The organism is Pseudodonghicola flavimaris, assembly GCF_030164425.1.
GTDB lineage: Bacteria > Pseudomonadota > Alphaproteobacteria > Rhodobacterales > Rhodobacteraceae > Pseudodonghicola > Pseudodonghicola flavimaris.
Map to the genome: position 1 here is coordinate 18,003 of NZ_JASNJD010000003.1, position 20,650 is coordinate 38,652.

19 protein-coding genes are annotated in these 20,650 nt (G+C 67.2%); 9 read left to right on the plus strand and 10 right to left on the minus strand.

All coding sequences use genetic code 11. From position 1 onward, the window contains the following. The 4 genes from odhB (at position 1) to QO033_RS04615 (ending at position 4,457) form a co-directional block, all read left to right on the plus strand. Positions 1-1,512: a 2-oxoglutarate dehydrogenase complex dihydrolipoyllysine-residue succinyltransferase gene (gene odhB, locus QO033_RS04600; RefSeq protein WP_284479766.1), complete on the plus strand. Its 1,512-nt coding sequence runs from the start codon at positions 1-3 to the stop codon at positions 1,510-1,512. Between the two features lie 137 nt (positions 1,513-1,649). After that, positions 1,650-2,039, plus strand: coding sequence for an MAPEG family protein (locus QO033_RS04605; RefSeq protein ID WP_284479767.1), 390 nt, complete (start codon positions 1,650-1,652; stop codon positions 2,037-2,039). A gap of 108 nt (positions 2,040-2,147) precedes the next feature. Further along, on the plus strand, positions 2,148-3,536 hold the full coding sequence (lpdA, locus tag QO033_RS04610) for a dihydrolipoyl dehydrogenase (protein ID WP_284479768.1): 1,389 nt from the start codon (positions 2,148-2,150) through the stop codon (positions 3,534-3,536). 111 nt (positions 3,537-3,647) lie between these two features. Beyond that, positions 3,648-4,457 (plus strand): arylamine N-acetyltransferase family protein, encoded by an 810-nt coding sequence (locus QO033_RS04615; RefSeq protein WP_284479769.1) that lies wholly within the window; start codon positions 3,648-3,650, stop codon positions 4,455-4,457. A gap of 8 nt (positions 4,458-4,465) precedes the next feature. On the opposite strand, the gene QO033_RS04620 is transcribed toward QO033_RS04615, so the two are convergent. The 4 genes from QO033_RS04620 to QO033_RS04635 are packed head-to-tail and all read right to left on the minus strand — an operon-like array spanning position 4,466 to position 7,368. After that, on the minus strand, positions 4,466-5,071 hold the full coding sequence (locus tag QO033_RS04620; RefSeq protein WP_284479770.1) for a pyridoxamine 5'-phosphate oxidase family protein: 606 nt from the start codon (positions 5,069-5,071) through the stop codon (positions 4,466-4,468). After that, positions 5,058-5,795, minus strand: a complete 738-nt coding sequence (locus QO033_RS04625; protein ID WP_284479771.1) for a lysophospholipid acyltransferase family protein — start codon at positions 5,793-5,795, stop codon at positions 5,058-5,060. The genes QO033_RS04620 and QO033_RS04625 overlap by 14 nt, the downstream gene beginning before the upstream one ends. After that, complete coding sequence (locus tag QO033_RS04630; RefSeq protein ID WP_284479772.1) at positions 5,795-6,694, minus strand: cell division protein FtsX; 900 nt, start codon at positions 6,692-6,694, stop codon at positions 5,795-5,797. Before QO033_RS04630 ends, QO033_RS04625 begins: the two co-directional genes overlap by 1 nt. Beyond that, a complete protein-coding gene (locus QO033_RS04635) occupies positions 6,691-7,368 on the minus strand; it encodes a cell division ATP-binding protein FtsE (RefSeq protein ID WP_284479773.1) in 678 nt (225 codons plus the stop codon). Before QO033_RS04635 ends, QO033_RS04630 begins: the two co-directional genes overlap by 4 nt. Before the next feature lie 190 nt (positions 7,369-7,558). On the opposite strand from QO033_RS04635, the gene QO033_RS04640 reads away from it, so the two are divergent. Then, positions 7,559-8,494, plus strand: coding sequence for a zinc-ribbon domain-containing protein (locus tag QO033_RS04640; protein ID WP_284479774.1), 936 nt, complete (start codon positions 7,559-7,561; stop codon positions 8,492-8,494). A 113-nt stretch (positions 8,495-8,607) separates the two neighbouring features. Here the strand turns inward: QO033_RS04640 and QO033_RS04645 are convergent, their stop codons facing one another. From QO033_RS04645 to argH, 5 genes are all read right to left on the minus strand, one after another. Then, complete coding sequence (locus QO033_RS04645) at positions 8,608-11,250, minus strand: TIGR02302 family protein (protein ID WP_284479775.1); 2,643 nt, start codon at positions 11,248-11,250, stop codon at positions 8,608-8,610. A 49-nt stretch (positions 11,251-11,299) separates the two neighbouring features. Next, positions 11,300-12,565, minus strand: a complete 1,266-nt coding sequence (gene lysA / locus QO033_RS04650; protein WP_284479776.1) for a diaminopimelate decarboxylase — start codon at positions 12,563-12,565, stop codon at positions 11,300-11,302. Between the two features lie 66 nt (positions 12,566-12,631). Beyond that, positions 12,632-13,828: a sugar-transfer associated ATP-grasp domain-containing protein gene (locus tag QO033_RS04655; protein WP_284479777.1), complete on the minus strand. Its 1,197-nt coding sequence runs from the start codon at positions 13,826-13,828 to the stop codon at positions 12,632-12,634. A gap of 89 nt (positions 13,829-13,917) precedes the next feature. Then, a complete protein-coding gene (locus QO033_RS04660; protein ID WP_284479778.1) occupies positions 13,918-14,235 on the minus strand; it encodes a DUF2834 domain-containing protein in 318 nt (105 codons plus the stop codon). Between the two features lie 247 nt (positions 14,236-14,482). Next, the gene (gene argH / locus QO033_RS04665) at positions 14,483-15,874 is read right to left on the minus strand and encodes an argininosuccinate lyase (RefSeq protein WP_284479779.1); all 1,392 of its coding nucleotides are present in this window, start codon (positions 15,872-15,874) and stop codon (positions 14,483-14,485) included. A gap of 22 nt (positions 15,875-15,896) precedes the next feature. On the opposite strand from argH, the gene QO033_RS04670 reads away from it, so the two are divergent. From QO033_RS04670 to QO033_RS04680, 3 genes are all read left to right on the plus strand, one after another. Continuing rightward, positions 15,897-16,463: a TlpA family protein disulfide reductase gene (locus QO033_RS04670; RefSeq protein WP_284479780.1), complete on the plus strand. Its 567-nt coding sequence runs from the start codon at positions 15,897-15,899 to the stop codon at positions 16,461-16,463. 310 nt (positions 16,464-16,773) lie between these two features. Beyond that, on the plus strand, positions 16,774-18,585 hold the full coding sequence (locus tag QO033_RS04675; RefSeq protein WP_284479781.1) for a vWA domain-containing protein: 1,812 nt from the start codon (positions 16,774-16,776) through the stop codon (positions 18,583-18,585). Between the two features lie 106 nt (positions 18,586-18,691). Next, positions 18,692-19,078, plus strand: a complete 387-nt coding sequence (locus tag QO033_RS04680; protein WP_284479782.1) for a hypothetical protein — start codon at positions 18,692-18,694, stop codon at positions 19,076-19,078. Between the two features lie 4 nt (positions 19,079-19,082). On the opposite strand, the gene QO033_RS04685 is transcribed toward QO033_RS04680, so the two are convergent. Further along, a complete protein-coding gene (locus QO033_RS04685) occupies positions 19,083-19,682 on the minus strand; it encodes a DNA-3-methyladenine glycosylase I (RefSeq protein WP_284479783.1) in 600 nt (199 codons plus the stop codon). Positions 19,683-19,796: 114 nt separating this feature from the next. On the opposite strand from QO033_RS04685, the gene QO033_RS04690 reads away from it, so the two are divergent. Further along, positions 19,797-20,636, plus strand: coding sequence for an EAL domain-containing protein (locus tag QO033_RS04690; RefSeq protein ID WP_284479784.1), 840 nt, complete (start codon positions 19,797-19,799; stop codon positions 20,634-20,636). Positions 20,637-20,650 lie beyond the last annotated feature (14 nt).

Genomic DNA, 20,650 nt, shown 5'->3' on the forward strand with positions numbered 1-20,650 from the left:
ATGACTATCGAAGTTCGCGTCCCCACGCTTGGCGAATCCGTCACCGAGGCCACCGTCGCCACTTGGTTCAAGAAACCCGGCGATGCCGTCGCCGTCGACGAGATGCTCTGCGAGCTGGAAACCGACAAGGTGACCGTCGAAGTGCCGAGCCCGGCCGCCGGCACCCTGGGTGAGATCGTCGCCGCCGAGGGCGAGACCGTGGGCGTCGATGCCCTGCTCGCCACCATCGCCGAAGGCGCCGGTGCAGCCGCCGCCCCGGTCGCCGCAGCTCCGGCCCCGGCCGCAGCCCCTGCCGCCGGCGGCAGCGACGAAAGCGTCGACGTCATGGTCCCCACCCTGGGTGAATCCGTGACCGAGGCCACCGTCGCCACCTGGTTCAAGAAGGTCGGCGACAGCGTCGCCCAGGACGAGATGCTCTGCGAGCTGGAGACCGACAAGGTCTCCGTCGAGGTGCCCAGCCCCGCCGCTGGCGTGCTGGCCGAAATCCTGGCGCCCGAGGGCACCACGGTCGACGCCGCCGCCAAGCTGGCGGTGATCTCCGGCTCCGCCGCCGGTGTTGCGGCCGCCCCCGCCGCCGCGCCTGCCCCGGCGGCCGCGCCGGCCGCCTCTGGTGCCAAGGACGTGGAAAATGCCCCCTCGGCGCAGAAAGCGATGGCGGCTGCCGGCCTCTCCGCTGGCCAGGTCACCGGCACCGGCCGCGATGGCCGCGTGATGAAGGAAGACGTGCAGAAGGCCCTGGCCGCCGGCGTCGCCGCCGCTGCCGCACCGGCCCCCACCGCCGCGCCGCGCGCCCCGGTTCCCGCCGATGACGCCGCCCGCGAGGAACGGGTGAAGATGACCCGCCTGCGCCAGACCATCGCCCGCCGCCTGAAGGACGCGCAGAACACCGCCGCGATCCTGACCACCTATAACGAGGTGGACATGACCGAGGTGATGGCGCTGCGCAAACAGTACAAGGACGAATTCGAGAAGAAGCACGGCGCGCGCCTGGGCTTCATGTCCTTCTTCACCAAGGCCTGCATCCACGCGCTGCGCGAAGTCCCCGAGGTGAACGCCGAAATCGACGGCACCGACATCGTCTACAAGAACTACGTCCACATGGGCGTTGCTGCCGGCACCCCCCAGGGCCTGGTGGTTCCCGTGATCCGTGACGCCGATCAGATGTCCTTCGCCGATATTGAGAAGGCGATCGCCGAGAAGGGCAAGCGCGCCCGCGACGGCAAGCTCTCCATGGCGGAAATGCAGGGCGGTACCTTCACCATCTCCAACGGCGGCGTCTACGGTTCGCTGATGTCCTCGCCGATCCTGAACCCCCCGCAATCCGGTATCCTCGGCATGCACAAGATTCAGGATCGCCCGATGGTCATCAATGGCGAGATCAAGATCCGCCCGATGATGTACCTGGCGCTCAGCTACGATCACCGCATCGTCGACGGCAAGGGCGCCGTGACCTTCCTGGTGCGCGTCAAGGAAGCGCTGGAAGATCCCCGTCGCCTGCTGATGGACCTGTAAGTAAAGACGGCCGGGCTTAGGCCCGGCCTGCCCGAGGCGGGCCGAGGCCTGCCTCAGGCACCAATCAGGTCCAGGGCCCCTGGCTTGCCGACCTGCCCCGAGACGGCGATGGATTTCCGATCCACGGAGCGTGCACCATGACCCCCGAGCTCACCGCCCTCACCCTCGCCGCCCTGCTGCAGGTGGTCCAGATCGGTCTGTTTTCCGCCAGCGCGCAGAAACAGGTCGGCGGCGCCTATGCCGCCTCCCCCCGGGACGAGGCGAAACAGCTGACCGGCACCGCCGGGCGACTGCACCGCGCGCTCGACAACCATTTCGAGGGGCTGGCGCTGTTCACCATCGCGGCGGTGGTGATCTCGGTCTCGGGCCAGTCCTCCCCCCTTACCGCCGCCTGCGCCTGGCTCTACCTCGGCGCCCGCCTGCTCTATATCCCCGCCTATGCGCGGGGCTGGACCCCGGGGCGCTCGATCATCTGGGCCGCCGGCTTTGTCGCCACCATCGTGATGCTGCTGGCGGCGCTGCTATGACACCCACCCGTTTTCCCGGCCTTTTTCTGGCCCGAAATATCCCGGGGGAGCCGCGCAGAGCGCGGTGGGGGCAGCGCCCCCTCCCCCTTCAACGAAAGGAGCCTACCCATGGCAACATATGACGTGATCATCATCGGCGGCGGCCCCGGCGGCTATGTCTGCGCCATCCGCTGCGCCCAGCTGGGCCTGAAGACCGCCTGCGTCGAAGGCCGCGGCGCCCTGGGCGGCACCTGCCTGAACGTCGGCTGCATCCCCTCGAAGGCGCTGCTGCATGCCACCCACCAGCTGCATGAGGCCGAGCACAACTTCGCCAAGATGGGCCTGAAGGGCAAGGCACCCAGCGTCGACTGGAAACAGATGCTCGCCTTCAAGGACGAGGTCATCGAAAGCAACACCAAGGGCATCGAGTTCCTGTTCAAGAAGAACAAGGTCGACTGGCTGCAGGGCTGGGGCACTATCCCCGAGGCCGGCAAGGTCAAGGTCGGCGATGAGGTCCACGAGGCCAAGAACATCATCATCGCCACCGGCTCCGCCCCCGCCTCGCTGCCCGGCGTCGAGGTCGACGAGAAAACCGTCGTCACCTCCACCGGCGCGCTGGAACTGGCCAAGACGCCGAAGAAGATGGTCATCATCGGCGCCGGCGTCATCGGGCTGGAACTGGGCTCGGTCTATTCGCGGCTCGGCGCCGAGGTGACGGTGATCGAATTCCTCGATTTCATCACCCCCGGCATGGACGGCGAAGTGCAGAAGAGTTTCCAGCGCATCCTGAAGAAACAGGGCATGGAGTTCATCATGGGCGCCGCCGTGCAGAAGACCGAGATCGCCCGTGGCAAGGCCAAGGTCACCTACAAGCTGCGCAAGGACGACAGCGAGCATGAGATCGACGCCGACACCGTGCTGGTCGCCACCGGCCGCAAACCCTATACCGAAGGTCTGGGCCTGGAGGCGCTGGGGGTCGAGATGACGCCGCGCGGTCAGGTCAAGATCGGCGCCGACTGGCAGACCAACGTCAAGGGCGTCTATGCCATCGGCGACGTGGTGCCCGGCCCGATGCTGGCCCACAAGGCCGAGGACGAGGGCATGGCGGTGGCCGAGCAGATCGCCGGCAAGCATGGCCACGTGAACTACGGCGTGATCCCTGGCGTGATCTACACCAGCCCCGAAGTCGCCAATGTCGGCAAGACCGAGGAACAGCTGAAGGAAGAGGGCCGCGCCTATAAGGTCGGCAAGTTCCCCTTCATGGGCAACGGCCGCGCCAAGGCGACCTTCTCGACCGAGGGCTTCGTCAAGATCCTCGCCGACAAGGACACCGACCGCATCCTCGGCGCCCATATCATCGGCCCGGCAGCCGGTGAGCTGATCCACGAGATCTGCGTCGCCATGGAGTTCGGTGCGGCGGCCGAGGATCTGGCGCTGACCTGCCACGCCCACCCGACCTATTCGGAAGCGGTGCGCGAGGCGGCCCTGGCCTGCGGTGACGGCCCGATCCACGTCTGATCTGCGTCTGATCCATCTCCGATCCGAACGCCCGCCCGACCCCGGCCCGGCGGGCGTTCTTCAGGCCGGCGGCCAGCCCCGCCCCTGTCGTCTGCCCCGAAGGGAGCCCGGATGAGCGGCTTCGATCTCTCTGCCTATCTCGACCGGCTCGGGCTCACCCCGGTGCCGGTGACCGCCGCGGGGCTGCGCGACCTGCAACGCGCCCAGCTCCGCAGCCTACCCTTCGACAGCATCACCCCCTATCTCGGCGGCACCCCCGATCTCGATCTGGCCGCGATCATGCAGAAGATCGTCCATGGCCGCCGCGGCGGCTATTGCTTCGAGCTGAACGCGCTGCTCGGGGCGGCGCTGCAGGCGCTGAGGTTCCCGCTGCGCCGGTCGCTGGCCCGGGTGCGCAAGGGCGCGTCCACGGGCGGCCCGCGCAGCCATCTGATGCTGCAGGTGACTCTGGAGGACGGGCTCTACCTCGCCGATGCCGGTTATGGCGGCCCCGGTCCGCTGACCCCGCTCAGGATCGACAGCGATGCGCCGCAGCAGGCACCGAACGGGCGCTATCGGTTCTGGGACGATCCGATCAGCGGCGAACGGGTTCTGGACAAATGGACCGGAACCGCGTGGTTCCCGCTCTACGGCTTCGACGACGCCCATGTCGGTGACATGGATATCGCCGGCGCCAACCACATCTGTGCCACCTGGTCGGCGATGCCCTTTGCCGCCAACCTGATGCTGGCGGGCTTCGATGGCGACACCCGGATCGGCGTGTTCAACCGGGCCCTGACCCGCGAAAGCCCCGAGGGGCTGGAGAAATCCGAGATCGCAGACATCGCCACCTTCGCCGCGCTGCTGACCGGAGAGCTCGGCCTGCGGCTGAGCGACGAAGAGCTGGACCGCCTCTGGGACAAGCTGACCGCCGTCCCCTGATCCCGGCGTTACCAGAGGCTCTGTTGCGCCCGCTCCGGCCAGGCCTCGTCATAGGCCTTGCCATCGAAACTGCCCTGGGTCATCTCGCTCAGCATCTCGCCCACCGTCGGCAGCCGGTCGCTTTCGTCCCCGCTCTTCCAGGTTCTGGCGCGCAGCAGGGCCCGGGCGCATTGGGCATAGATCTCCTCGATCCGGATCACCATCACGCAGATCGGCAACCGCCCCTTCTTTTCGAAGCGGGCACGCAGATCGTCATCGGCGGTGATCTTCGCGGTGCCGTTCACGCGCACCACATTGTCCGACCCGGGCACCAGGAACATCAGCGACACCCGCGGATCGCGCACGATGTTGCGCAGGCTGTCGATGCGGTTGTTGCCACGCCAGTCGGGCAGCGCCAGCGTCCCGGGGTCGAGCTCCATCACCACCGGGCCATCGTCGCCACGCGGGCTGCCATCGGTGCCCTCGGGCCCGACGGTGCCGAGGATGCACAGCCGCGATGCCATGATCCACTGGCGATAGCAGGGCGTCATCCGTCGCGCGACCTTGACCAGCGCCGCCTCCGGCGGCTTCCCATACAGCGCTTCCAGGGCCTCGGTGCTCTCAACGTACTCCATAGTGCGCCTTCGCCTCCACCATCAGCATGTCCGAGCGCCCCTCAATCACCTGTTCAAGCTGATCCATGAACTGATGCCGCTCGACCCCGGGCTGGATCGGATCGAGGAATTCGACCACCCCGACGCCGGGATAGCGCATGATGCCCTTGCGCGGCCAGAACAGCCCCACATTGGTCGCCACCGGCACACAGGGATAGCCAGTGCCCTCATAGAGAATCGCCGGCCCCACCTTGTAAGGCTTGCGGTCCCCCGGCGCGACGCGGGTGCCCTGCGGGTAGATCACCAGCTGCCCGGGTTCGGCGAATTCCGCCGCCACGTCCTTGACCATCTTGGCGATGGCGCCGCCGCGCTTGCCGCGGTTGACAGGGATGCAGCCCAGCCGCTTGGCATAGAGCCCGATGAACGGGGTCCACATCAGTTCGCGCTTCATGATGAACTTGGCATGCGGCAGGGCGCCGAAGATGATCAGGATGTCGAAGAACGACTGATGCTTGGCGGCGACCAGAACCTCGCCCCGCGGCACCGCGCCGCGGACCTCGACCTTCAGGCCCAGCATCCAGCGCGCCGTCCAGATGGCATAGCGGGCATAAAGCTTGCAGGCCACCAGCGCACCGCGTTTCGACACCAGCGCCCAGGGGGTGAAGCCGAAGCCCAGCACCGCCATGGCGATATAGACCTGAATCACATAGATCAGAGACAGCGGGCCCTGCAGCAGTTTGCGCATCAGGTCAGTTCCTTCAGACGGCTTCGCGCGGCGGCCCAGGTGGCGGCAAAGGCCACCAGCGCGCCCAGAATCGGTATCAGCAGCGGCCAGAGCCAACCCAGTCCCTGAAAGCCCAGCCCGGTGAGAAAGCCGCCCTCGTCCGAGGCGGCAGGCAGCAGCAGCACCCCGCCCATCCCCAGCCCGGTGCCGAGCACGGCGCCGATCAGCGCCCGGATGGTGAAGCGCCGCACGAAGGCACTGGCGATATAGACATCGCGCGCCCCGACCAGCCGCAGCACCTCGATCACCTGGGCGTTGGCAGCCAGAGCCGCATGGGCGGCCAGGGAGATCATCGCCGCCATGGTGCCGCCGATCAGCGCGATCGAGATCCAGCCGATCCGGCGCAGGCTGGTGGCGGCCTCGACCAGCGGCCGGCGCCAGCGGGTGTGATCGTCCAGCACCGCGCCCGGCACCTCCGCCGCCAGCCGCAGCCGCAGCCCGGCGGCGTCATAGCCGGTTTCGTCTTCGGTCACCTCGATCAGCTGCGGCACCGGCAGGGTCGCCAGATCCAGTCCCGGACCGAACCAGGGGGCCAGCAGCCCGGCCTGTTCCTGCGGGCTGAGCGCGCGGGCGCGGGCGACCCCGGGGGTCTGGCGCAGGATGGTCAGCGCCACCTCGGTCTGGGCCGCCATCTGATCCGCCGGCGCGGTGATCCGCAACGTGGCGGAGCGCGCCAGTTCGCTCGCCCAGCGATCGGCCAGACGGCCGGCGGCCAGCGACAGCGCCAAGGCGAAAACGGCGAGAAAGGCCATCGCACCGGCGGCGAACAGGGTCAGCCGCGCGGTAAAGCCCGACGGCGGCACCACCCGGTCGGCCTGGGCATCGCCGATGAAATAGCTGCGGATGGTTCCCCGGTTCACAGATCCGCCCCCGCCAGTTGCAGCCGCCGGTTCGAAATCCGCAGCACGCGGGCCTGAACCTGGCTCTTGGCGGCGCGGATCAGCCCCAGATCGTGGCTGGCGATCAACACCGTCTTGCCCATGCGGTTCAGCTCGACCAGCAGCTGCAGCAGCCGCATCGACATCTCCCAGTCGACGTTGCCGGTCGGCTCGTCGGCCAGAATGACATCCGGCGACAGGATCACCGCCCGCGCCAGTGCCGCCCGCTGGCGTTCGCCGCCCGACAGCTCCGGGGGCAGCGCGTCGGCCCGTTCCGACAGGCCCACCCAGGCGATCAGCTCCCGCAGGTTCTCCGCCTCGCGCAGCATGTCGCGGCCCGAGACCACCAGCGGCAGGGCGATGTTATCCGCCACCGGCAGGTGATCGAGAAACCGACAGTCCTGATGCACCACGCCGATGCGCCGACGCAGCATCGCCATCTGGTCGCGGTCGAACCCGCGCATGTCCGACTCGAAGGCCTTGACCCGCCCCGATGTGGGTTCCAGCGCGCCATAGCAGAGCTTGAGCAGCGTCGTCTTGCCGGCGCCGGAGGGCCCGGTCAGAAAATGAAACGACCCCGGGGCCAGCGTTACCGAGACATTGCTCAGCAACGCGCCGCCGCCATAGCTGTAGCCGACATTGTCCAGCTCGATCACTGAGCGCCCCCTGGTTTGCACATGATCTTGTGCCCCAGCCTCAGGCCAGTTTCAATGCCAAGCGCGCGGGCCCCGGCGAACAAGCGGTCCGCTGCGCGGCACATGAACCGGTTTCCTCTCTTCCCCGGGAAGCGCTTGCGCCCTATGATCAGTCGAACACACAGGAAATTCGCCGGGCCAGGAGGGCTGCATGCGTCTGACATGTCCGAATTGCGGGGCACAATACGAGGTCCCGGACGAGGTGATCCCGCCTGAAGGACGCGATGTGCAATGTTCGAACTGCAGCCACACCTGGTTCCAGGCGCATCCGGCGCATCCCGAGGGGCTGCTTGAGGACGAGGCCGAGCTGCTTGAGGAAGAGGAAGAGCTGCGCGCCGCCGTCACCGGCGAGGACTGGACCCCGCCGCCGGAGCCCGAAGCCCCCACGCCCCCGCGCACCCCGGAATGGGACGCGCCGGAGGAGGAGACCGCCGCGGCGGAGGAGATCGCAGAGGACGCGCCCGAGGCCTGGGACGAGGAAGAGGACGACGAGGAGATCGTGGAAGCCGCAGCGCCGCCGCCGGCTGCCCCGGCGCGTGCCGCGATCGATACCTCGGTCGCCGACATCCTGCGCGAGGAGGCCGAGCGGGAAACCCGGCTGCGCGCCCGGGAGAGCGGATCTCTGGAAAGCCAGCCGGAGCTCGGGCTGGAGAGCTATGATCGCGACGACACCGACCTGCGCGCCCGGCAGGCCCAGGACCGCATGGCCCGGCTGCAGGGGGGCACCGCTGAACCCGAACCCAGCGAGGATGCCGCGACCGACCCCGCCACCGGTTCGCGCCGCGATCTGCTGCCCGATATCGAGGAAATCAACTCGACCCTGCGGGCCGGCGGCACCGGCGCGCGCCCCGCAGCGGCCGAGGAGAGTGCAGAGACCCGCGGCGACGCGCGGGGCGGAAGCACCATGGTGCGCGGCTTCGCGGTGGCGCTGCTGATCGGCGCGGCGCTGCTTCTGGTCTACGTCAACGCGCCCCGGATCGCCCGGGCGGTGCCGCAGGCCGACCCGATGCTCAGCGCCTATGTGGCGATGGTCGATCAGGCCCGCTATTGGGTCGACAGCACCCTGGGTGGAACACGGCCGGAATAGGGCTCGGGCGGAGCAGGGTTCAGGCAATCGGGACCATGCCTCGCCAGGGATGCACCTGGGCTATGCCCGGTGCGCGCGCCGCGCTCCTGTAAACGGCCGGCCCCAGGCAGGTCTCAGAACCGCTCCAGCAGCCGGCGCAGGTATTCCAGCTCCAGCGCCGGCCGTTCTCCCTCACCGGAGCGGCGGCGGATTTCGTCAAGCAGGTCGCGGGCCCGGCGATAGACATCCTCGCCCTGCAGCATCCCCTCGTCCGAGCCGAGTGCACCGTTCGAGCCCGCCTCGCGGCCCAGCGGATCGCGGCTGCGGCCGCTGGCGTCGCCCTCTGCCATGCCCTGCCCCTGCGGTGAGCGGCGCCCCTCTTCCTGCGCCAACGCCTCTCCCAACGCCCGCATGCCTTCGCGCAGCGCCTCGATCGCTTCGGACTGCTTGTCGATCGCCTCGGCCAGATCGTCCTGACGCAGCGCCTCCTCGGCGCCGTCCATGGCGCGACCGGCCCGGCCCAGAGCCTCGCGGGCGGCATCGCCCTCCGGCGTTCCGGCCCCGGGCAGATTCCCCTGCTGGCGCTGAAGTTCCTGCCGCAGCGCCTGCTGCCGGTCAGCGAGCGAGCCCGGGCCGTCGCCCGGGGACATCCCCTGGCGCGTTCCCGGCCGGCCGTCTTGGCCCGGCTGCTGGCCATCCTGGCCCTGCCCCTGCGCCTGCCCGCCGGAGCCGCCCTGGCCCATCTCGCCCTGGCCCATCTCGCCCTGGCCCATTTCGCCCTCGCGACCGTCCTGGCCCTGCTGCCCCGGTTGCCGCTGGCCCTGCTGCCCGTCCGGAGAGAAGCGGTCCTGCAGATCGCGGAAGGCCTGATCGCTCAGCCCCTGCTGGTTGCGCAGGGTGTCCGACAGCCCCTCCATCGCGCGCTGGCCCTCGGATTGGCCGCCCTGCCCCTGGCCCTGGGTGACGCGCATGTTCTCCATCATCTGCTGAAGCTCGCGCAGCGCCTGTTCGGCCTCGGCCATGCGGCCCTGCTCCATCAGCTCCTGAATCCGGTCCATCATCCGCTGCAGGTCGTTCTGCGACATCTGCAGGGTGTTCTCCGGCAAGGCGCTCGGGTCCATCTCCTCGCCGTTCTCGCGGGCCTGACGGCTGAGCTGGCGCATGTAATTGTCGGTGGCGTCGCGCAGCTCCTGCATCAGCTCGGCGATCTCCTGATCGCTGGCGCCGTTCTTCATCGCCTCAGACAAACGGTCCTGCGCCCGGCGCAGCCGCTCCAGCGCATCGCTCAGATCGCCCTCCTCCAGCAACAGCGCCAGGGTCCAGAGCGCTTCGGCGATCTCGTCGCGCTCCGCCGCGGTGATGCCATGGGCGGTAAAATTCTCCAGCCGGCGCAGGGTGACCCGCAACCTCAGATAGGCGGTCTCGGAGCGAAACACCTCATCCGGGCGATGAGAGATCGCCCGCAGCACCTGTGCCACCCGCACCGCATTGTCCCGGGACCACAGCAGATCGCGGCGCTGTTCGGCCACCGCGGCCGCCAGCGGATCGAAGAACCGCCGCGCCGGCAGCGCCGTGACATAGGGCAGCGCCTGCCCCACCTGGCCCGCCGCATCGGTGGCGGCAAGCGTGATGGTCACCGGCAGATTGGCCCAGGGGTGTTTCGAGAAATCCTCGATCAGTTTCTCGCTGAAATCGGTCCGGCTGCCGGTGATCGGCATCGGCAGTTCGACCGTGACCGGCTCTCGTGGTTCGGGATCGGTGGCAAGCCCATAGCGGCGGTCGACCGCGTCCAGGTCCAGTGCGATGACCGCCTGTCCGCCGATGATGCCGTAATCGTCACGCGCCAGGAACGGCAGCGTCATTTCGCCCGCGGCACCGACCTCGGCCGCGCCGGTGACCGAGATCTCGGGAACGGCATCGCGCACCACCGTCACATCCCAGCTGTGACCGCCCGGCCCGTCAATCCGCAGATGGCCGGAGCGGGTGACAGTGAAATCCTGTTGCGGGTCGGCGGCGGAGGGCAGTTCTCCGGTGCGGCCCGACACGGTTTCCGCCAGCGTCAGCGCGCCGACCTCGCCATAGAACCGCAGGGTGACGCGGCTGTTCTCCGGCACCGTCAGCTCCGCCTCGGCGATATCGTTGAGATAGAGCGTCGGCAGGCCGGTATAGCGTGGCGGCTCGACCCAGCCTTCCCAGGTCGGCCCGCCGGCCAGGGGCGCCGCCCCCCCGGGGGTCATCCGGGTGACCGAGCCCACCTGCCAGATCGATCCGAAGACCAGCCCCACCAGCAGCGCCAACAGCGCCACGTACCGCAGGGCAAAGGGATCGCGACGCGCCAGCCGCAGATCGGGGCGCACCGGCTTCGCGGCGGCGGCACGGGCCGCCATGCGGGCCTGATGCGCGCGCCAGACCGCCGCCGAGGCGGCATCGCCGGCACCGATCGCCTGCTGGTCGTGCAGCGCGCGGAGCGGCCGGCCCGGCAGGGTTTCGTCGAGCCGTGCCAGCGCGTCGGCCCGGCCCGGCCAACGGAACCGCAGCGCGCCCCGAAGGCCCAGTCCCAGACCTGCGAAAACGGCGATCACGCCGAGGATCCAGACAACCTCGATCGGGGCGAGTTCGTGCAGCCCCAGCATCAGCGCCGCCAGCACCGCCATGACGATGGAAATTACCGGCCAGAAACAGCGCAGCAACCGTTCCGCCAGCATGCCGGCCTGCGTCAGCCGCAGGGGCAGACGCAGTTTCTGTGTCACGGGGTCGTCGTCAGGCGCCCGGGGCATCGGCGGTACCACTCCTTGACGCTCTGGCGGGACAGCGCGCCCGTCCGGCTCAGAGCCATTCGGGGATGGTATCGCGATTTATCATTTCGTCAAAGGTCGGACGTCGGCGGATTACCGCGAACTGGTCCCCTTTCACCAGCACCTCGGGGATCAGCGGGCGGCTGTTATACTCGCTCGACATCACCGCGCCATAGGCGCCGGCGCTGCGGAAGGCGATCAGGTCGCCCGGGGCCACCGGCGGCATCGCCCGCTGGCGGGCGAAGGTATCGCCGGTTTCGCAGACCGGCCCGACGATGTCGTAAGGCGTGCTTTCGGCCGCAGCAGCGGCTTCCACCACCGGAACAATGTCGTGATGCGCATCGTACATCGCCGGACGCACCAGATCGTTCATCGCGGCATCGAGGATCAGGAAATCGCGCCCCTCCCCGTGTTTGACATAGACCAGCCGCGACACCATCAGCCCGGCATTGCCGGCGATCAGCCGGCCCGGCTCGATCTCGATCTCGCAGCCCAGATGCCCCAGCGTGCGACGGATCAGCGCACCATAGTCCGACGGCAGCGGCGGCGCCTCGTTCGAGCGGGTGTAGGGAATGCCCAGACCGCCGCCCAGATCGAGTCGGCGGATGTCGTGCCCGTCGGCGCGCAGCACCTCGGTCAGTTCCGCCACCTTCCGATAGGCCAGCTCGAAAGGCTCCAGCTGGGTCAGCTGGCTGCCGATGTGAACATCGATGCCGATCGCCTCGACCCCCGGCAGCTCAGCCGCACGGGCATAGACCGCACGCGCCTGGGCGATCGGGATGCCGAATTTGTTCTCCGATTTGCCGGTGGCGATCTTGGCGTGAGTCTTGGCATCGACGTCCGGATTGACCCGCAGGGTGATCGGCGCGACCACTCCCAGCTCCACCGCGACGGCGCTGATCACTTCCAGCTCGGGCTCGGATTCGACGTTGAGCTGGCGCACCCCGTCGGAGAGCACATAGCGGATCTCGTCCGCCGTCTTGCCGACACCGGAGAAGACGATCTTGTCGCCCGGCACTCCCGCCGCCCTGGCGCGGCGGTATTCGCCCTCGCTCACCACATCCATGCCGGCGCCGGCCGCGGCCAGCGTGCGCAGGATCGCCTGGTTCGAGGCCGCCTTGACCGCGTAGCAGACCAGATGGTCCATCCCCTCCAGCGCATCGTCGAAAAGCCGGAAGTGCCGCAGCAGCGTCGCCGTCGAATAGACGTAGAAGGGGGTGCCCACCGCAGCCGCGATCTCGGGCAGCGGGACATCCTCGGCGTGCAGGACGCCGTCCTTATAGAGAAAATGATCCATATCGCGCGCTTAAGAGAAAGCGCGGCACAGATCAATTGCAATCGAAGGGCGCAGGTCGCCGGCGGCTCAGCGGCGGTGGTATTTCGACCGGAGCCGCCCGCCCGGACGCGCCTTTTTCGCCGCGCGCATCCGATCCGACCGGGCGATCGCCGCCTCCAGCCGCGGCAGCAGGCCGGGATTGCGCACCCCCTGGCCGAAGGCCAGCTGATAGAGCGTGTGATGCGGCGAGTCGTTGGCCTCGATGATCACCGGACCGTCGGCGCAGATGGCGATATCCCAGCCGATCAGGCCGAAATCGGGGAACATGGCATGGGCCCGCGCCGCCACATCCAGCGCGGCGTGGAAATGCGGCACCTCGAAGCCGTCGAAGGCCATGCCGGACACCGGATGTTCTGCGATCCAGCGGCCCTGCAGGCCGGTGCCGATCCGCGCCCGCGACAGCCTGCCCGCGTCATCGACGGCGGCCACCATGCTGCCCTCCTGCCAGAAATTGTCCGACATCGCCTTGGGCGAAGGCAGTTTCCACAGCGCATAGAGCGGCCGCGGCAGCGCCTCGTCACGCAGGGTGACAATCCGCAGCGATCCCACCGCGACGCCACCGGTCATCGCCGCCATATCGGGATGCTGACGCAGCGCGGTCTGGAACAGGAAGCCATCCGGGTAATCGGTGAACACCTCCCGACAGAAGGCCTCAAGCGCGACGCGGCGACCGCTGCCCAGCACCAGCATGTCGTCGTCGATCCCGGTCAGCAGGGCCGAACCGAAGCTGCCGGAGGCGTTGCGTGGCTTGGCGAAGATCGGATAGGCCGCCTCCCGGCGTAGGAAACCGCTGATCTCCTCCGGGGTCGAGAGGGTCGGGATGTTGCCATAGAGCCGGTCGGCCTGCGCCACCGCCTGGGTCCGGGTGGAGGCGATCCCCAGCTGGGTCAGCAGCGAGGGGTAAAGCACCTTGTCGCGCATGAAATGGGTGGCGCGGCTCAACTCGCTGGGGTTCAGCCGCCAGTTCAGCTGATGGCTGCCCTTGACGCCGACATAGGCCCGTTTCGCCTCTGCCGAAATCGCCGGATCATAGAGCCCGAGGCTGTAGTAATCCTTCTGCGCGACGCGCCCCTGCCCGAGGTTGAGCTGAACCATTTCCCGCAGCTGCCGGAACGGGCTGACACGATAGCGGCGCGCAACCTCGACGATGTTGGGGGCACTGACCGGGCCGGAACTGCTCGGCGGGGTGACGAGCGCTTTGGCGTTAACGGTGGAATCGGTCATCGCGGCCTCCGGCTGGGAACGGTGTTGCGTTCACGGTTACCCAACAAAGATGGCCAAAATGGGGCTTACTGTCGCCCAATCGGAAAAAGTCAGACCACCGGGCGGCTGCGCAGGAACAGGTAGAGCGGCAGACCGCAGCTGACCCCGATCAGCAATGTCGCCGGAATCGCAACGAGGGCGATCCAGTTCCGCCGCACGGCGACTTCCGCAAGGATGAAGACGATCAGCGCGATGGCGGAGATCACCAGATCCCAGGTCACCGCCGCGCTGGCCGGCGTGCTGAACCATTCGGCGATCAGCCCCAGCGGGTTCGGCCCGTTGGCCGCGATCCAAGTTCCGATATGCATCATCGGGTGCACCGCACCCCAGATCGACAGGGCCAGAAAGATCATGCGCAGGGGGGACATCGGCCGCTCCTTCCGCCAGGGGCGATGGGTCAGTATCCGGCGATTGGCCCGGCATGGGCCGCGCGCGACGGCGGGATCGGTTCTCCGTCCACGCCGCAGGCCGCAAGTGCCAGCAGCGTCAGCATCGCAGCAATCATCTGTTTCAACGGCAAGGCTCCTCAGCTCGCGTTACGGTCGGGTCCCGGCGCCGGATCACCAAGTCTTCTTACCGGGCCGGCGGCGCGTCCATTGGCCCAGTCAGCCTGCCTCAGCCCAGCAACGCGGTCCAGCGCGCGATCTGCTCGCGCACCTGCGCCGGCGCGGTGCCGCCATAAGACATCCGCGAATTGACCGAATTCTCCACCCCGAGGACCGAGAAGACATCCTCGGTAATGCCGGCGTGGACCGACTGCATGTCTGCCAGCGTCAGGTCGGGCAGATCGCAGCCCTTCTGCTCCGCCATCGCCACCAGGGTGCCGGTGACGTGGTGGGCATCGCGGAACGGCACCTTCAGCACCCGCACCAGCCAGTCGGCCAGATCGGTGGCGGTGGAGAAACCGGACCCGGCGGCGGCGGCCAGGTTGTCGCGGTTGGCAGTCATGTCCTTGACCATGCCTTCCATCGCCGCCAGCGCCAGCATCCAGTTGTCGGCGGCATCGAAGACCTGCTCCTTGTCTTCCTGCATATCCTTGGAATAGGCCAAGGGCAGCCCCTTCATCACCATCATCAGCGCGGTATTGGCGCCGAAGATGCGGCCTATCTTGGCGCGGATCAGTTCCGCCGCATCGGGGTTCTTCTTCTGCGGCATGATCGACGACCCGGTCGAGAAGCGATCACTGAGCGCCACGAACCGGAACTGGGCCGAAGACCAGATCACCAGCTCCTCGGCCATCCGGCTCAGGTGCATGGCGCTGATCGAGGCTACCGACAGGAATTCCAGCGCGAAATCGCGGTCCGACACGGCATCGAGGCTGTTGGCCGAGGGCCGGTCGAAGCCCAGGGCCTCGGCCGTCATGTGGCGGTCGATCGGAAAGGAGGTGCCGGCCAGCGCGGCGGCCCCCAGCGGGCTTTCGTTCATCCGCTTGCGGGCGTCGCGCACGCGGGAGAGGTCGCGACCGAACATCTCGACATAGGCCATCATGTGGTGGCCCCAGGTCACCGGCTGGGCGGTCTGCAGGTGGGTAAAGCCCGGCATCACCCAATCGGCGCCGGCCGCAGCCTGCGTCAGAAGCGCGCGGATCAGCGCGATGAGCCCGGCTTCGGCGGCATCGAACTGGTCCCGCACCCAGAGCTTGAAGTCGGTCGCAACCTGGTCGTTGCGCGACCGGCCAGTGTGCAGACGGCCCGCAGGCTCGCCGATGATCTCCTTCAGCCGCGCCTCCACATTCATGTGGATGTCTTCCAGCGCGGTGGAGAAGGCGAAACTGCCGGCCTCGATCTCTGACAAGACCGTGAGCAGCCCTTCCCGAATGGCTTCGGCATCGCTATCGCTGATCACGCCCGTCGCGGCCAGCATGGCGGCATGGGCTCTCGACCCGGCGATATCCTGGGACGCCATCCGCTTGTCGAAGCCGATCGAGGCATTAATTGCCTCCATGATCGCGTCCGGTCCGGCGGCGAAGCGGCCGCCCCACATCTGGTTCGAGGATTGATCTGCCATGTTCTGCACCCGTGGAGGTAAAATGCGCCTGTTCCGTTTCCTGACCCTTTATATGGCCCTGATGCTGGGTGCAAACGTCGCAGCTGCGGCCGATCTGGCCACCCTCCAGGCGCTGCGCGAGGGCGACATGAAGAAGCTGGCCCTGCACGAGACGCCAAAACCGGTCTCGGACCTCGCTTTCCAGAAGCCGGACGGCGCCGGCACCGCGACGCTGGCCGAGTATCGCGGCAAGTATCTGCTGGTGAACTTCTGGGCCACCTGGTGCGCGCCCTGTCGCAAGGAGATGCCGATGCTGAATGCCCTGCAGGAGGAATTCGGCGGCGAAGGCTTTCAGGTGGTGACCATCGCCACCGGGCGGAATTCTCCCGCCGGGATCAAGAAATTCTTCGACGAGATCGGCGTTACCGACCTGCCCCGCTATCAGGATCCGAAACAGGCGCTTGCCCGCGACATGGGGGTGCTGGGGTTGCCCGTCACCCTGATCGTCGACCCCGAGGGGCGCGAGATCGGCCGCCTGATGGGCGACGCCGACTGGACGTCCGAGAGCGCCAAGGCGATCATCGCGGCACTGCTGCTGGAAGAGGCCTGAGCCGCGGGCCGACCTTGGCAGACCCTGCAGCGGTGCCGCGCTGCGGCGGAGACAGGCCGTGACAACAGCCGCCACGACTGACATAAGCTCTGGTATGTCACAGACAATTTTCGCATAGCGGAAGATGTTTTCTCGAGGAAGTTGACGTTACGTCAACCTTTTTCCTGTCAGCTGTCCCGCACGAAGGCCGGAGCATTTCAGCCCGGCACGCCGACCGATAACCGGCAACCTTCGATCCGACGATTTGTTTTTAGCGAGTTTCACAGCCAAGCGGCTAGATTTTGCAGAATTTTTTTCAAGGAGCCTCACCATGGCCAGCACATCATTCACCATTCCCGGCGCAATCGACATCATCGTCACCGTGACCGAGGTCATCAATCCAGGTACCGGCTATCGCGAACTGCGGTTCGACATTGCGCTGGACGAAACCGGCGGTCTCGAGGGCGACCTGCGCGGGCTCTTTTTCGATCTTGCCGATGAAAGCGTCCTGGGCGGGCTCTCGGTGCGCGGCGACGATGTCACCGCCTCGCAGTTCGCCGCCGATGCCGTGACCGATCTCGGCCGGGGCAACAACATGAATGGCAAGCATACCAACAAGGGCAACGGATTTGACGCCGGTGTCGGCTTCGGCACCCCGGGCATGGCGAAGGACGATATCGACGCCACCAGCTTCACCCTTGCCTCGGCCGACGGGGATCTGAACCTCGATATCCTCAGCGAAATGCGCTTCGGCGCCCGGGTCACCTCGGTCGGCCCGGATGGCGACCGTGGCGACGGTCAGAAGGTGGTGGGCGATGCGCCCCATATCAACCTGCCGCCGGACGCCTATGACGACGGCACCACCGCCGCCGACCGGATCGTCGTCGAAGCCGGTGACAGCGTCAGCATCGACGTGCTCGCCAACGACGAGGATCGCGACGGCAGCCTCGACCCGGCGTCACTGACGGTGGTGGCGACCAGCCCCTATGGCTCCACCTCGGTCAACGGCGGCCAGATCGATTTCACCGCCAACGATGTCGGCGGTGACAACACCGATGAGTCCCGCATCGCCGTGGTGAGCTACACTGTCGATGACACCGAAGGCGCCACCAGCAACATCGCCGACGCCCACATCCACATCATCGACCCGCTGATCGAAAGCGATACCGACACTGCCGTCGCGGCGCTGAACGGCCAGACCATCAGCCTGGGCCTGACCACCGAGGACCGCACCTATAACGACGAAAGCGAGGTGTCGGTCAGCATCAACTTCGGCGATCTGGACCAGAAGGATGTCAATGTCTCCTTCGTCATCGATGGCTCCGGCTCGATCAACGCGACGGAGTGGACCCAGCAGCTGACCGCGGTGCAGGACACCATCGACCTGTTGCGCAGCCAGTTCGCCGGCACCGGAACCGACGTCGAGATCCAGCTGGTGCAGTTCTCCGGCGAGCTCAGCCCCACCCCGGATGCCTTCGGCGCCACTTTCGATCTCTACGATGCCGCGCTCACGGATATCCGGACCGGAACCCCGCTCCAGGCGCAGCTGCGGCAGGTCACCAACTACGAAGCCGGGATGCGGCTGGCGGCGGATTTCCTGGTGCCGCAGGACGGTGACGAAAACTACATGGTCTTCATTTCCGATGGCGTGCCACTGATCGCCTATAACCCCAACGGCAACGGCACCTCGGTCAGCAATTCCAGCCCCAGCGCCTATATGGACGAGGTGCAGGCGATCTGGAATGCGGGGACCTCGGTGACCGCGATCGGTTTCGGCACGGTGACGAAATCGCGGCTGGACCAGATCGACAACACCGGTGGCGCGCAGGTCTTCGCCAATGCCTCGCAGCTGGGCGATGCGCTGGGGGCCTCGCCGCTGTTTCCCGCCGATGTGATCGAGTTCAACCTGAGTGTGAATGGCACCGATTCCGGCCTGACCACCGCCGATCTGATCGATCTCGGCGGCGGCGATCTCGGCTTCGAGGGGCAGATCACCGGGCTCGACACCACGCCCGGCGCCGTCAACACGGTGATCGCCACCGCCAGTTTCGATGTCGATGGCGACGGGCTGGCGGATGAAACCCGCACCGTCCAGACCCTTATCGAGGCGACCGACGGGTCCGACATCTTCGCCTGGGTCTGATCCCGCCACCGCTCTGCCACCGCCCGCGCCGCAGATGCGTGGGCGGTGTTTTCCCTTTTGACAGCGCCCCCTGCCCGCCGCTTATATCCGGGCAAGGGGAACGCCGATGTCGACCACGCTGATTGTTATCCTCACCGCCGCGGCCCTGGCGCTGCTGACGGTCCTGCTGAACCTGGCCGGCCGGCCCCGGCGGATGCGGCTGGATGACGATGCCGCGCGACGGGCCTGGGCCGACAGCCACCCCGGCGACGCGATCCGGCAGGTCACCCTGTCGACCGACCGCCGGGCCGCCCTGTTGCTGACCGATCAGGGCCCGGTGCTGGTCTGGGCCGCCGGCCGCGAGATCGTCGCCCGCCGTCTGCGCGATTTCGATCTGGTGGACGAGGGCCGGGCGATCCGCGTCATCTTCCGCGATTACGCCACCCCGGCGGCGGAACTGCGGCTCGATGCTTTCGAACGGCAGCACTGGCTGAACCTGATGGACCGGTCCTGAGGGCTCAGCGTCGCTCGGCCAGGGCCGCGACCGGTTGATGACAGGGGCAGCCGACCAGATGATCGTTGACCATGCCCACCGCCTGCATGAAGGCATAGACGATGGTCGGACCGCAGAATCGGAAGCCGCGCTTTTTCAGATCCTTGGAGATTGCGGTGGAGAGCGGCGTGAAAGCCGGCACCTGATCGAGATTTTTCCATTTATTTTGGATCGGGCGACCGCCGACAAATGCCCACAGATAGCGGTCGAACCCCTGTTCCGCCTCGATCGCCTGCCAGGCCCGGGCATTGCCGATGGTCGCCTCGATCTTGCCGCGATGGCGGATGATCCCGGGATCCTGCAACAGGCGGGCGACCTCTTCCTCCCCCCATCCGGCGATCACGTCAGGGTCGAACCCGGCGAAGGCAGAGCGGAAGTTTTCCCGTTTTTTCAAAATGGTAATCCAGCTCAGCCCGGCCTGGAACCCGTCCAGGATCAGCTTTTCCCAAAGCGCGCGGCTGTCCCATTCGGGCCGGCCCCATTCGGTATCGTGATAGGCGATGTAAAGGTCGTCCTGGCCGACCCAGCCACAGCGCTGCAGATTTTCGGGGAGTTCAGTGGTCATCGAGATTCTCACAAATTGTGAAAAATTTTCACTAGCGTTAATCGCCCGGAAAGGAATTTGGATGACTGTAGCGAGGTAAGGCAACGGAAACCAGAACCCCCCCGAGGTCCCGCAATGTACAGCCCCCGCACCCGTTGGGCCGATCAGCCCGAAGGCTCCGAAAACCCCCTGAACGCCGCCCTGGCCGCGCGCGACCGGTCGACCATCGACATGGTCACCGAGGCCGTCCGCCACAAGCAGTGCCTGCTGGCCTTTCAGCCGGTAGTTCAGGCCCGCGCGCCGCACAATGTCGCCTTCTACGAAGGGTTGATTCGCATCCTCGACGAAACCGGCCGGGTGATTCCCGCCCGCGACTTCATGCCGGTGGTCGAAAATACCGAACTCGGCCGCGAGATCGACTGCCTGGCGCTGGAAGCCGGGTTGCAGGCGCTGGCGGAGAACCCGACCCTGCGGCTGTCGATCAACATGTCGGCCCGCTCGATCGGCTACAGCCGCTGGATGCAGACGCTGAACCGCGCGCTGAATCTGGACAACCGGATCGGCGAACGGCTGACGCTGGAGATCGCCGAAAGCTCCGCCATGATGGTGCCGGAACTGGTGATCGATTTCATGGACCGGTTGCAGGGCAACGGCATCGCCTTCGCGCTGGACGATTTCGGATCGGGCGCCATTAACATCCGGCATTTCCGTGATTTCTTCTTCGACGCCGTCAAGATCGACGGCCAGTACGTCCGCGGTGTGCACCGCGATTACGACACCCAGGCCGCATTGCGGGCGCTGGTCGCCATGGCCCGCGAATTCGAGATGCTGATCATCGCCGAATCCGTCGAAGCCAGCGAAGACGCCGAATACCTGATGTCGCTCGGCATCGACTGCATGCAGGGCTACCTGTTCGGTGCCCCGACCATTCGCCCCGACTGGGCCGACGAAGACAGTCAGGCGGCCGCCGGCTGAGCCGGTCCGGCGCC